Source organism: Moraxella osloensis, from assembly GCF_001553955.1.
GTDB lineage: Bacteria > Pseudomonadota > Gammaproteobacteria > Pseudomonadales > Moraxellaceae > Faucicola > Faucicola osloensis.
This window is the reverse complement of sequence record NZ_CP014234.1, coordinates 2,262,580-2,276,343: the sequence shown is the minus strand read 5'-3', so window position 1 is coordinate 2,276,343 and position 13,764 is coordinate 2,262,580. Positions and strand designations below refer to the sequence as shown.

Annotated in this window: 13 protein-coding genes; 2 read left to right on the top strand and 11 right to left on the bottom strand. The window is 44.1% G+C overall.

Features of this window, described 5'->3' with window-relative positions; translation table 11 throughout:
• Positions 1-30 precede the first annotated feature (30 nt).
• Complete coding sequence (locus AXE82_RS10045; RefSeq protein ID WP_062334307.1) at positions 31-1,485, top strand: hypothetical protein; 1,455 nt, start codon at positions 31-33, stop codon at positions 1,483-1,485.
• Between the two features lie 96 nt (positions 1,486-1,581).
• Here AXE82_RS10045 and AXE82_RS10040 read toward each other — a convergent pair whose 3' ends face one another.
• From AXE82_RS10040 to AXE82_RS10025, 4 genes are all read right to left on the bottom strand, one after another.
• Positions 1,582-2,118: a gamma carbonic anhydrase family protein gene (locus tag AXE82_RS10040; RefSeq protein WP_062334304.1), complete on the bottom strand. Its 537-nt coding sequence runs from the start codon at positions 2,116-2,118 to the stop codon at positions 1,582-1,584.
• A 105-nt stretch (positions 2,119-2,223) separates the two neighbouring features.
• Positions 2,224-3,319, bottom strand: a protein-coding gene (gene prfB / locus AXE82_RS10035) for a peptide chain release factor 2 (protein ID WP_115304597.1) whose coding sequence is annotated in 2 segments (ribosomal slippage) — positions 2,224-3,246 and positions 3,248-3,319 — 1,095 coding nt in all. Because the reading frame shifts where the segments join, the coding sequence is not laid out codon by codon here.
• A 101-nt stretch (positions 3,320-3,420) separates the two neighbouring features.
• Complete coding sequence (locus tag AXE82_RS10030; RefSeq protein WP_062334298.1) at positions 3,421-4,125, bottom strand: HAD family hydrolase; 705 nt, start codon at positions 4,123-4,125, stop codon at positions 3,421-3,423.
• A gap of 30 nt (positions 4,126-4,155) precedes the next feature.
• Positions 4,156-5,025 carry an energy transducer TonB gene (locus AXE82_RS10025; RefSeq protein ID WP_197931426.1) on the bottom strand — a complete coding sequence of 290 codons (870 nt, stop codon included), beginning with the start codon at positions 5,023-5,025 and terminating at the stop codon, positions 4,156-4,158.
• Between the two features lie 412 nt (positions 5,026-5,437).
• Here AXE82_RS10025 and AXE82_RS10020 point away from each other — a divergent pair, with 412 nt between their 5' ends.
• Complete coding sequence (locus AXE82_RS10020; RefSeq protein ID WP_062334292.1) at positions 5,438-6,154, top strand: hypothetical protein; 717 nt, start codon at positions 5,438-5,440, stop codon at positions 6,152-6,154.
• An 89-nt stretch (positions 6,155-6,243) separates the two neighbouring features.
• On the opposite strand, the gene AXE82_RS10015 is transcribed toward AXE82_RS10020, so the two are convergent.
• From AXE82_RS10015 to nuoI, 7 genes are all read right to left on the bottom strand, one after another.
• Positions 6,244-7,128 carry a ferredoxin--NADP reductase gene (locus AXE82_RS10015; protein ID WP_062334952.1) on the bottom strand — a complete coding sequence of 295 codons (885 nt, stop codon included), beginning with the start codon at positions 7,126-7,128 and terminating at the stop codon, positions 6,244-6,246.
• 94 nt (positions 7,129-7,222) lie between these two features.
• A complete protein-coding gene (locus AXE82_RS10010; protein WP_062334290.1) occupies positions 7,223-8,743 on the bottom strand; it encodes an NADH-quinone oxidoreductase subunit N in 1,521 nt (506 codons plus the stop codon).
• Entirely contained in the window at positions 8,744-10,330 is a 1,587-nt protein-coding gene (gene nuoM, locus AXE82_RS10005) for an NADH-quinone oxidoreductase subunit M (protein ID WP_062334287.1), read from the bottom strand.
• 5 nt (positions 10,331-10,335) lie between these two features.
• The gene (gene nuoL / locus AXE82_RS10000; protein ID WP_062334284.1) at positions 10,336-12,237 is read right to left on the bottom strand and encodes an NADH-quinone oxidoreductase subunit L; all 1,902 of its coding nucleotides are present in this window, start codon (positions 12,235-12,237) and stop codon (positions 10,336-10,338) included.
• A 7-nt stretch (positions 12,238-12,244) separates the two neighbouring features.
• On the bottom strand, positions 12,245-12,568 hold the full coding sequence (gene nuoK, locus AXE82_RS09995) for an NADH-quinone oxidoreductase subunit NuoK (RefSeq protein ID WP_007115476.1): 324 nt from the start codon (positions 12,566-12,568) through the stop codon (positions 12,245-12,247).
• Positions 12,568-13,212, bottom strand: coding sequence for an NADH-quinone oxidoreductase subunit J (gene nuoJ / locus AXE82_RS09990; protein WP_060996375.1), 645 nt, complete (start codon positions 13,210-13,212; stop codon positions 12,568-12,570). The genes nuoK and nuoJ overlap by 1 nt, the downstream gene beginning before the upstream one ends.
• Positions 13,209-13,760 (bottom strand): NADH-quinone oxidoreductase subunit NuoI, encoded by a 552-nt coding sequence (nuoI, locus tag AXE82_RS09985; protein WP_062334282.1) that lies wholly within the window; start codon positions 13,758-13,760, stop codon positions 13,209-13,211. The genes nuoJ and nuoI overlap by 4 nt, the downstream gene beginning before the upstream one ends.
• Between the last annotated feature and the right edge of the window lie 4 nt (positions 13,761-13,764).

Sequence of the window (13,764 nt, the reverse complement as noted above, 5' to 3'; positions counted from 1 at the left end):
GTAACGATGAGGTGAAAGATGGATCCGATAATGATAGGTATCGCAGCAGTGGTGATTTTGGTAATCGTTGCTGGCGTTTTCTTGATGAAAAAAGGTAAGAACGAGACAACGGTTGCTACTCAGACCCAAGTCAAACGTCCAAAAACCTTGGCTGAGCAGCAGCGCGAACTAGAACTGCAACGTCAATCGCAGATGCCAAGCCCAGCTACCCCTGACCTACCGCAAACGACTTTACAGACTGTTCAAACCCTCAATCTCACCACCCAAGCCAATAACCTAAAAATGCTGGTAGATGAAGAACAATCGATAACTGCACGCAGCGCAGCGATGCCTCATACCGCTGAAGGTGTTGAATCAGATGGACTTGATTTTGATTTGCCAGGCTTTAATAATCAAGACAATAACCAAGACAGTGATAAGCCCGCCATCAACCGCACTTTACAGGCTGCCATGCCGAGCGTCACTAAAGTGGCACAGCCAGTAACCCAGATTGATAGTATTAGCAGCAATGCCGATGATGAATTAGATTTTGACTTTGCACTCGATGTGCCTGAAACCAAATCTACACCTGTCACCACCGCAACCAAGCCTACTACCGAGACTACCGCGGCGCAATCTCAATCAAATGAGTTAACTTTTGACGATTTTGATTTTGACTTTAGTTTGCCAGATACTCCGTCAACGAATGCCGCAACTGCTGTAGAACCAATGATAACGCCCCCAACGGCTGCACCGAGCGGTGACAACAATATCGCAGATGAGTTTGATTTCGACTTTGATTTGAACGCTGAGCCAGCGGTTACCCCAGCCAATGACGCTACTACAGAACCAGCCTTAAGCTTTGACGCGTCAAATACCAAAGCATCTAGCAATCTAACTTCCGATGCAGCAATTTCTGTACCGGTTGCAAGTGATGAAGCTACAGATATTGCATCGTTTGCTTTGGATGATGAATTACTACGCCAAGCAGAAGCAGCCACATTAGCCACGCCTGCTACCCCATCAGTCGCTGAGCCTGTCGTTGACTTGGCAGAAGTCAGCGCCCCTAGCCAATCTGATTCGCTACTTATCTCAGATGATATGTTTGATTTTATGCTAGACGATGACACGACCAAAGCGCAAGACGCTACGTCAAATGTCTTGGTCACTGAGCCTACCCCATCAGATGACTTGATTGATTTGTCTTTTGATGACACAGCTACTCAAGCAACTAATCAGACAACTACGACCCCAACCGCTAGTCCTGAAACGCCATCGGTGGCAGATGAGGGAAGCCCAACAACGGCACCAGTTGTTGAAGATTTATCAGCGATACTCGATGTGATTAAGGATATCGACACGGATACGTTAAACGTAGATTTGGCAGAACAGTATGTGAATTTAGGGGAATACGACAGTGCCAAACGCTTGCTTGATGAAATCAAAGACAGCAACAACACGGCATTGGTAGAACGTGCAGCAGCGTTAAGACAACGTATTGCTTAATCATGTATTGCATAAAAAAGGATAGTAAATTGACTATCCTTTTTTTCGGTCTAATTTTTTTTGAATTACTTTATAGCAACTTAAAACGCAAAAAACTTAATACTCAAGCGCTATGGGTGTAAGTCCAGCTTTAAAAGCATGGGCTTTATCAACATAATGTAAAGCTGATTGTTGCAGCATCACTTCACGCGCCTGCGGCAAGGTTTTGACAACTTTAGCCGGGCTTCCCATCACGATGGAATTATCTGGGATTTGCATATTTTCGGTGACAAGCGCATTGGCACCGATGATGCAGTTTTTGCCGATTTGGGCATTATTGAGCACAATCGCACCGATACCAATCAAGCTATTATCACCAACGGTGCAGCCGTGAAGCATCGCCAAATGCCCAATCGTCACGCCTTCGCCAATGGTGACGGCAATGCCTTCATCGGTGTGTATCACACTGTTTTCTTGCACATTACTATTTTTGCCCAAATAAATCGGTGCATTGTCCGCGCGTATCACCGCGCCAAACCACACACTGACGTTATCAGCTAGATGTACATCGCCGATGATTTCAGCCGAGTCTGCGACCCAGCCTGTGAAGGGTGCCTGATAAGTAGGTTTTTTGTCTTGCCATTGGTACAGCATATCAAATCCTTATGAAAAAAAAGAGCGTCAATTAAAAAATTGACCCTCTAATTTTAGCAAGTGCGGATAAATTAGCAATGGGTTATTGTGGCCAATGCAGTTAAATCAAAGCCCTGCTTTTAGGCTCGCTTCGATAAATTTATCCAAATCACCATCCAGCACCGCTTGGGTATTGGAAGTTTCCACCCCTGTACGCAAATCCTTAATCCGCGAGTCATCGAGCACATACGAGCGAATTTGACTACCCCAACCGATATCCGATTTGGTTTCTTCTAGCGCTTGTTGTTTTTCCATACGCTGCATCATTTCACGCTCGTACAGTTTGGCACGTAGCATTTTCATTGCCGTGTCTTTGTTGGCATGTTGGCTACGTTCATTTTGACACGCCACCACAATCCCAGTCGGTTGGTGGGTGATACGCACCGCAGAGTCGGTGGTATTAACGTGCTGACCGCCGGCACCGCTTGAGCGATAAGTATCGATGCGTAAATCGGCAGGATTGATATCAATCTCGATATTATCATCAATCTCAGGCGATACAAACACCGCTGCAAACGACGTGTGGCGACCGTTGTTGCTATCAAACGGTGATTTTCTCACCAAACGATGCACACCAATTTCGGTACGTAACCAGCCAAACGCATAGTCACCTTTGACATGAATTGATGCGCTTTTAATCCCTGCGACACCACCTGCTGATAGTTCCATGATTTCGGCTTTAAAGCCATGTGATTCACACCAACGCAAATACATCCGCAGCAGCATCTCTGCCCAGTCTTGGGCTTCGGTACCGCCTGAGCCTGACTGGATATCAACATAGCAGTTGTTGCCATCCATCTCACCGCTAAACATCCGCTTAAACTCTAAATCTGCGACTTTGGCTTCGGCCTCATCGAGTTCCGTTTGTACGTCTGCCAGTAGGGTCGCATCATCGGCTTCCACCGCTAAGTCAATCATGGCTTTGGCGTCTTCCAACTTGTCATCTAAAGCGGTAATCACGCCAATGACATTATCAAGCTGCGATTTTTCTTTACTGATTTTGGTGGCACGCTCTGGGTCGTTCCACAATTCTGGGTTTTCAAGCTCTAAATTGACTTCTTCCAAACGCTCTTGCTTGGCTTCGATGTCAAAGATACCCCCGAAGCTGGTTGCCACGGTCAGTTAAGTCTTTGATATGCTCTAAATACGGGTTAATTTCCATGCGAGGTTACCTTAACGTGTTACTATGAAAAATGCGCTATTATACCTGAATCTGTCACTGGATTCATCTTAGCTGTTGCCATTCATCTTAGCTGTCGCCTACTACGCCTGTGCTTTCATCGACCAATCTTCCACTGCCCAATGATGCGCTAAGGCATGCGCGTGTAGGGTATCATCGGGGCATACCGCAATCGCCACATCCGCCCATTCTAATAGCGGCAAATCATTTTTTGAATCCGAATAGGCATAAGTTTTGGTGTAAGTAATGCCTTGTGCGTTTTTTTGAGCAATCCAATTTTTTAAATGAATGATTTTGCCTTCTTTAAAGTTTGGCTGCCCTGCGACCTTACCCGTGTACCCCTGCTCGGTGACTTCAAGCTCAGTGGCTAAAATATTATCTTCCGCTACCAAAAATAATTTGTTAGCAATCGCTTTGACCACAAAGGCATTGGTGGCAGAAATCACCACCACATCGTGCCCTGCTTGTAAATGTAACTGGATAGCGTTAACCGCTTTTGGACGCACTTTTGGCGCAATTTCTTCTTGCAAATATTGTTCACGCCATTCGTGTAACTGGGCTAAAGTATGCTGTTTTAAAAAGCCTGCCACAAACTCATTATAGACGACCGCATCGAGCGTCCCTGCGATATAGTGCTCATAGAACTCCCGATTTTTAGCACGATACAGCGATTCTTCTACCAGATTATGTTTGACCAAAAACTCGCCCCACATATAGTCACTATCAGTATCAATGAGGGTGTTATCGAGGTCAAATAGCGCCAATTCTTTGTGTAGTACGGTTGACATAGGACAGCCTTTAGCATAGTTAGTGAAAAGTTAAATTGCGGGGTTTTGGTCATCGACGGTTAAGGTATCACCAAATCGCCAAGTACGGATAATGCGCAGCTCCAAATAATCTTGCATTTCCTTTGAGAACTTACCAAATGGCGCGGCTTTACGCACCGAATTTTTTGCTGCTTCATCCAAGATGGTAGCGCCTGATGACTGTAACACTTTGATGGATTTGACTTGCCCGTTAGGCTCGATAATCACCATCAGCATGACATCGCCTTTGATGCCTTTGGCGCGGGCTTCTTGCGGATATTGCTGGTTGCCAATATGATAGGCTTGTTGGCGAAAGTTCTCGATATAGCGCGCGGCTTCACCGGTGGTGGTGGAGTTACTGCTGATAGTTTTGACCGCAGATTTTTTGGCTAGTAATTGGCGGTTACTGCTGATTTTGGTTTCAAGGGTGGCGATTTGTGCCTGTACCCGTTGTTCTTGCGCGGCTAGATTTTCGCTATCGTCTTGTTTTTTATTATTATTTTCTTTGCGGATTTTTTCAAAACTTAACGTGGTACGTAAATAACTTTCTTGAAATGCTTGTTGACGCGTTTGGCGTTCTTGACTCACGATATCATCGGTTTCATTGATGGCTTCATCTTCTAAAGGGCTCATGGTATTGTTTTCAAGCCGTAGCTTTTCGTTAGATTCACCGCCACCTTGCTGGCCGGCATTGGCAATAAAATCGGCTTTTTCATTCTTTTGCAGATTTTCGGTCAACACCGTGGTGACTTCTTGCACCGCTGCGGTGGGTGAGCTTTTATCTTCAAATTGGATACCAAAAATAACAGCCGCATGAATTGCCACCGCCGTAATGGTAGCAAATAGCATGACGCTGTCTTTGCAAGCCGCAGTATGTGGCATTAACTTTTGAAAAAGATAACTGTGACTGTCTTTGCTATACACCAAACTATAACCCTTTGAACGATTAGGACACTATCACTAGGAAACTAGCACTAGGAAACTAGCACTACAACCTTGCTAAAAAAATACAAATCACTCATGTATTATAACGCCCAAATACTATAAATTAAAAAATTAAATTATTATAGATTAAATCAAACATTGGCTGAAGCTAAATTGATACGCCATCAGCAATCAGTGGTTAGCAATTAACAAGTAGCAATCAATGTTTAGCAGTTAATGGTACAAGATTTTTTGTAGACGGACCAGCGACTTTATGATTAGTGGCTTTATGATTAGCAACTTTACAATGCCCAAAAACTGACTACAATAATAGCTTTCAATACAAATATAAAAAAACTGAGAAACGATAGTGATAACAAGCAAAACGCAACTGGATAAATTTTTTGCCACCCATTCTGAAGAAATCGCACGTGAACTGATGCAAAAATCGCAAACGTGGTATGAAAAAATTGAAGATTTTGCCGGTCAAGAGTTTATCGTGCCCGCCACTGAAAAACAGCTGAACGATGCCATTCAAAAATTTGTGGTTGAAAAAGTCAAAGCGATATTGAGTATGCATCTGGAGATTCATGAAGGCTGGCTTCGACTGTATGCAACGATTAACTATAGTGGCATCTACGCTGACCTCGCTGTCAATTTAGGTGTGGTACATGCCCAATTTGACCGTTATCGCCAACGCTTTGTATTTCAGCAATTGACTGACACCGATGTCATCGCCTTGTATTCAGATTCGTATCTAAAATCAAAAGCGATTCATGCGGCGCTTTGGTTTTTTAAACGGGGGTTAAAAAAAGACCCGCTCGGCATGATTTTGGAGAAAATCAATTTGGTGCACCAAAAAGATGATATCTTGTATCTCGATATTGGTCGCTGGCTGAAGAAAAACGAAAAAATCATGGCAACGCTGCGCAAAGTGCAGGTGAATCATGGCTATCTTGCTGAACAGCAGCTCCTAATGATAGCCAATGCCAATATCGGTGAAATTCTCAATATAGGTAGTAGTGACCAATTAATTACCGAAGCGGATAATCCTGCAGTGACCAATAACGCAACAAAAGCGGCTTAGTATTTTTCATGGGTATCAACCCTCACCCTTTACCGCTTTTGCTTCACCAATTTTCTTTACCGATTGTGCTTTGGCAATTAACGGGATGCTTACCAATAGTTTTCAACGGCGATATTGCCTTCGCCGCGCCGATTCATAGTCAATCCAATCGATTTTAAGGCCTCTTTGGTATCTTCGACCATCTGTGGATTACCACACAGCATTACATGACTACGCTCTTTATCCAGTTTTTGCCCTACCAACTCGGTTAACTTGCCCGACAATATCAAGTTAGGAATACGCGCTTTTTCTCCCGCATAATCCGCTTCTCGCGTGACAATGGGCAAAAATACAAACGCTGCGCCATTGTCGCCATAGATTGACTTAATTGAGCTAATCTGCGCTTGATAAGCCAGCTCTTGCGAGGTGCGTGCGCTGTACACCAAAATAATGCGCTGATATTGCTGCCATACATCAATGGTCTTTAAAATCGATAAAAATGGGGCTAAACCCGTGCCTGTTGCCAGTAACCACAAATCATTGGGCAGGGGCAACTGGTAGCGGGCTAAGGTCAAATAACCAAATGGCGTGGTATTAAGCAATAAACTATCACCCACTTGGATATGATTAACCTTACTGGTAAATTCCCCCTCAGGAATGACCACCGAGAAAAATTCAATAAATTCATCATAGGGCGAAGATGCGACAGAATACGGGCGAAACACATAGCCATCAAGGTCAATGGGCTTATCTTGCGCCTCATGACCTTGCGCCTCATGACCTTGCGCCTCATCACCCTGTGTCTCAGAAGTTATTAACTTGGCGTCATGGTTTTGTGCAAAATATTGCAAATCTTTACCATGGATACCGAGCCTAACAAATTGCCCTGCGGTAAATTTAAAGCCATCGGGACGCGTGACTTTGAAACTTAGCAGAGTCGGTGCCCAACGGGTCACTTCAATCACTTTAACGCGAATACTTTTATCATCTGACATGTTATCTTGACCATTTTTTTGCATCATTATAAACAAAAAAGCGTACCTTAATGAACTAAGATACGCTTTTTTATGTCGCAGTGTTAAAATTGGATTAATATATGCGAACTAGCGTGATAATTTTTGATAACGTTTCGGGGAAAATACCGAAGTACAATACCGCTAGCGTCACCAACAATACCATGATGCCGCCTGCTTGAACACCCCAATGATTGACTGCATCGTGCGGCTGTACTTCTTGGGGACGTCTAAACAAGGTGACCATAAGATTTAGATAGTAATACAAGCTAATTGCACTACCCACGATAATCATGGCAGTGAGCCACCAACTTTGGGCAGAAACGGTAGCAAAAATCGCAAAGAATTTGCTGATAAAGCCTGCGGTCAATGGAATACCTGCCAATGATAAGAGCATCACAGTCAATACGGCGGTCAGTACAGGACGTTGCCAAAAAATACCTTGGAAGTTTTCAAGCAATTCCGCCTCGCCTTGACGTTTGTACGGGCTTGACATGATAGTCACGACACCGAACGCACCAATGGTGGTAAACGCATACACTGCCATGTAAAGGCTGACAAAACCTGCTGATTCAACTTTTACGGCGCTGATGATGGCTAACACATAGCCGATATGCGCAATGGAAGAATAAGCTAACAGACGTTTTATATTTTGCTGACGAAGCGCCAGTACGTTACCGATAATCATCGATAAACTGGCAATCACCACAATCAAGGTATTGACTGCTGGCAAGGCTAAGGTCGCCGTAGACAATAAGAAACGTAATCCTAGCGCCATCATAGCTACTTTGGAAACACTGCCTAAGAAAGTCGCCACAGGCGCAGGCGCACCTTGGTAAACGTCTGGCGTCCAAGTATGGAATGGTACTGCTGAGAGTTTAAAGGCAATACCAAATAACATTAATGCAGTCCCCACCACCAAAATCGGCATAACGATACCATTTTGAAACATGGGTACGATTGCCATACCAATTTGACGGAATGACAAAGTACCTGTGTTTGAGTAGATTAATGCCATACCCATCAACATGGTAGCAGAGGCTGTCGCCGATAAAATGAGGTATTTAAAACCCGCTTCTAACGATTTACCACGCGCATAAGTATAAGCCAACATACCATATAGTGGTACCGACAATAACTCTAAGCTGACAAAGAAAGAGGCTAAGTTATCAGCGCATACCATAAACAACGCGCCCAATGTTGAGATAAGCAGTAGCAAATACAATTCTTCTTTGTTGTCGCCATAGCCCCCAATGTAACCATACGCTAAGGTAAAACACGCAAGCGAGCTGATTAAAATAATCACCATATTGAACTGGGCAAAACTATCCACCACAAATAAGGGAGCAATCAAGCCTTGCGATGGCGTAAATAATTCATACAGACCATGCAACATACTATCAGCATTGCCACCCAATAATTGTATAAGGACAACAAACAAGGCGGCATTAAGGCCAATCACACTAAGGGTGCCTGCCACAAAATTTGAACGCTTCATGGCAATGGCAATCATCACCACCGCCGTGGTAATTGAAATTAAAATCATTGGAAACAATGGCATGAGCACATTGCTAGCAAATGGAATAATAGGATTCATCTATTTTACCTCCATATGAGCAAATGGCTCTTGAGAAGTAGGTACAACTTGCTGGACATGATATGCCTCACTAATCCACTGCATACTGTGATCGGAGGTATCTAAGAATGATTGCGGATATAGACCTAACCATATTAAGCCAAACGCAAGCACCAACAAGATTGCCGCTTCACGCGCATTGATATCACGCATCGGTGACATTTTTTCAATCGTCGCTGTTGGCGTACCAAATAATGCTTTATAAATCATAATTAATGCGTATAAACCTGCAACGACTAAGCTAAAGGTGGCAAACACCACTGCCACGGGATGCGAGGCAAAAGACCCTAGAAGAATTAAGAACTCACCAATAAAGTTACCGGTACCTGGAATACCTAATAACGCCGCGGCGAAGAACATAAGTAACGGTGGGAAATAACGCATTTGACCCCACATACCACCCATTTGGCTCAAATCACGGGTATGTAGACGCTCATAAAGCTGACCGCTCATGATAAATAATGCCGCTGAACTAAGACCATGTGCCAACATTTGAATCATCAAGCCTTGGAAACTAATTAAGGTACCGGCATACAACGCAAGTACCACAAAACCCATGTGTGAAATACTCGTATAAGCAAGTAACCGCTTGATATCTTGCTGCATAAACGCAAGCCAAGCCCCATAAAAAATACCAATACCGCCCAAGGTAATCGCAATCGGTGCAAACTGGGCACTGGCTTCTGGGAAAAGAGGTAGGACAAAGCGCAATAAACCATACGCCGCGGTTTTAATCAAAATACCCGCCAAATCCACCGAACCTGCCGTCGGTGCCTGCGCGTGCGCATCGGGTAACCAGCCATGCAGTGGGAAAATTGGTAATTTAACCGCAAAGCCAATAAAGAACATCAGCATGATGGGGTATTGCCATTTACCAAGATCTGTACCTAGCAAGTCCATATAGTTAAAGGTTATTTGACCTGTGGTTGATGCATGAATCATCACCAAAATCAAAATACCAATCAACATAATCAGACCCGATGCTTGGGTATAAATAAAGAATTTGGTTGCGGCATATTCTTTGGTTTTACCACCAATCGCATTGTGTCCCCAAATTGCAATCAAGAAATAGATAGGAACTAACATCATCTCCCAAAAGAAGAAGAACAAAAACATATCGATTGCTAGGAAAACACCAATAACACCGCCCAGACTCCAAAGCAGATTAAGATGGAAGAAGCCCACACGGCGAGTAATCTCACCCCATGAACACGCCACCGCCATCATACCTAAGAAGGCTGTTAGGCTCACCATCAACAGCGATAAACCATCAATGGCTAAATGGAAACTGACCCCCAATGAGGGCATCCAAGGTAATTGAAACTCTGCCAACCATGTCGGTTTAGCAGTCACCTCAGCAATGGTTTGTGCTGAACCAATAAAGTTACCGTTTTGCCAAATAGCTACCGTAATCAAAAACGTTAATAGCATGCCAAGAAACGCAATCCAACGCGGAAAACGTTCATCAACTTTTTCAACCAACCAGCACAGAAAACCTGCAATGATTGGAATAAATATCAAGGCGGGTAATAAGAGATTATTTTGCATAACTGTTACTTCCCTATCATCATCATTACCAACACCAACAACACTGCCATGCCAAGACCGAAGCTTGCAGCATACCCACGAATCGAGCCTGATTGGAACCATGTCGCCACTCGGTTACCTGCCAGCGATAGGGCTGGTAAAATATTCCAAGTACGGTCAATCGGGTCAATTTTAATTAATTTACCAATCAATAAGAATGGTTTAACAAATACAATGTCATACAAAGCATCAAAGCCTAAACCATGATAGCACCAGTAATTAAGCGCACGGCCCAAACCTGTTTGGGTAAACTTACTCACGATGCGACCTTTATCTAGGGCAAACAAGAAAGCACCAACAATCAAACCCGCCAACATCGCAGCCATCACAATCATTTCTGCCGTGTGCTTACCATGTTCTACTTCAGGATGAATCACGCTAAAACTCTGTGGCAATACACCTGCTAATGGTGGATGAATCATCGCCCCCACCGCAGTTGATAACACTAGCAATACCGCGAGCGGCAGCCAGTATGTCCAACCCTTAAGATCGTGAATAGGCGTTTTTTCTTCCCCAAAAAACACAATCCAAATCATACGAAACGTATAAATCGAGGTTAAAAACGCACCCACCACGGCCATCCAAAATAAATTCATATGACCTGATGCAAAGGTTTCCCAAATGATTTCATCTTTTGAGTAATAACCCACCGTAATCCAAGGAATCGCAGCAAGTGCACCACCACCAATCGCAAACACCGCAAATAGGAATTTATTTTTATAAAACAAGCCACCCATTTTAAAGATGTTTTGCTCATGATGGTAAGCCAAGATAACAGCGCCCGACCCTAGGAATAATAAAGCTTTAAAGAACGCATGGGTCATCAAGTGAAAAATCGCAACTTGCCAAGCGCCTACCCCTAATGCCAAGAACATATAGCCGATTTGACTCATGGTCGAATAAGCTAATATACGTTTGATATCGGTTTGTGCCAGCGCACAGAAACCAGCAACCAACAATGTTGTTGCCCCAACGACACCCACCCAACTTGCCAATACATCAGGGGTCAATAAGAACACAGGATGTAAACGAGCAATTAAATACACACCTGCGGTAACCATCGTTGCCGCATGAATCAAGGCTGAAACAGGCGTAGGACCTGCCATCGCATCGGCAAGCCAAGAATGCAGTGGAATCTGTGCAGATTTACCCATCGCACCGAGCACTAACATCACAGCCGCAACTTTGATGGTAGGATAGCTATGACCAAAAATCGTCACCGTTGACCCTGCCGACGTTAGCATTTGCGATACATTGGCATTGATATCTGAGATGTTTAACGTACCCAATTCACGGAACAACAAGAATAAGCCAAATGCTAAGAACACATCACCCACACGGGTTACGGTAAAAGCTTTCATCGCAGCACGGCCATTGGCGCGCTCGTGATAATAAAAACCAATCAATAAGTAAGAACAGATACCAACGCCTTCCCAACCTAAGTACAACAGCACTAAATTGTCAGCAAGCACAAGTAACAACATACTTGCGACAAACAGGTTCATATAGCTAAAAAATCTTGCGTAGCCTGTTTCACCGCGCATATACCATGACGCGAAAATATGAATTAAAAAACCGACACCGGTAATTACGCCCATCATGGTCACGCCCAAACCATCGAGCATGAGACCAAATTTTGGGGCAAAACTACCAACTTGCATCCACGTCCACAATGGCTGATTAATGACAGCGCCTTGTGGGTGGTTCATTAAAAAATCACTGCCTGCCATCAAGGCACACAAAGCAGCCAAACCCATACTACCGACACCGACCACTGCGGCTGCGTTTTCGCTTAAGCGGTCACGCATGGTCGCTAGAATCAGAAAGCCAATCAGCGGCAGCATAAAGGTTAAAGGTAACATACTCATTTTGATTTCACCCTTTCATCTCATTTGCCGTATCGACATCTAAATGACCACGCTTATGATAAAACTGTAAAAGAATAGCCAACCCAATTGCGACTTCAGCGGCTGCCAAAGTCAGCACCAAAATAAACATAATTTGTCCGTCAGGACTGACCCAGCGACTACCTGCCACTACAAATGCTAAGGCAGCAGCATTCATCATAATCTCAAGACTCATCAACATAAACAAAAAATTACGTCGTACCATCACACCACAAAAACCAATGGCAAACAAAATCGCTGACAAGATTAGACCGTGCTCTAATGGCACATGCTCTAATGGAAAGTGTCCCATTATGCCTTCTCCTCCTGAACTTCGCGTAACACAGCCGGTTGGCTGGGCTCTTTATCAATAAAATTCGTTAAGGCAGGTTGTATGGTATTACCAAGCTCACTATTATGACTTTCATTCTCATCATCCAAGGAAGATCTTGCCAAATGATAAGCCGCCACCAAACCCGCTAGTAATAAAAACCCTGCAATTTCGACCAACAATAAATATTCGGTAAATAATTTGGCACCGATCATTTTTGCCGTGACTGGCTCCACCCCGATAAACGCTGGCATCATTCCTTCAAAACCATGTTTCATGCCAATCAAACTAAACAGCGTCAAACCCACAATAAATGCAAGTCCTGCCGGCACTGCCCAAGCTGAGGATGTCAACCAGCTTTCTTCTTCTAAGGTACTTTGGGTACCTAAGTTTAGCATCATCACCACAAAGACGAACAGAACCATAATCGCCCCGGCATAAACGATGATTTCAAGCGCACCAGCAAATGGCGCGCCTAAGGCAAAGAAAATACCGGATAACGCCAGCAGCGTGACAATCATGTTTAATAACGCATGCACAGGATTGGTGCGAGTAATCACGCGCAAACTAGCCAAAATAGCGACAATCGCTAATAAATAAAACCCTATCGTTGCTCCGGTTATCATGGCAATAAACTCCGTAAATCAATCGGCGCAGACTCATTTTGGTGTGCCCCTTTAGGTTTATCTTTGGTCGCCATCCCAGTCACACGGTAATAATTGTAGTCAGGAAATTTACCCGGGCCTGAAATTAACAAATGCTCTTTTTCATACACCAAGTTTTGACGGTTATATTCACCCATCTCAAAATCTGGCGTCATCTGAATGGCCGTTGTCGGGCACGCTTCTTCACACATACCACAAAAGATACAACGCGAAAAATTAATACGGAAAAACTCTGGATACCAGCGTCCGTCTTCACGTTCTGCTTTTTGTAGTGCAATACAACCCACTGGGCAAGCGACAGCACATAAATTACAGGCAACACAGCGCTCATCCCCATCTGGATCACGTGTCAGTACAATCCGCCCCCGAAAACGCGGCGGTACAGGGACAGGTTGTTCTGGGTATAAAATCGTATCACGTTTACGGGTCGCGTGACTTGCGACCATGATTAGGGTGCGCAGAATTGAGCCAAAACCCGTAATCGTGTTTTTTACCATAGTCAAATACATACGT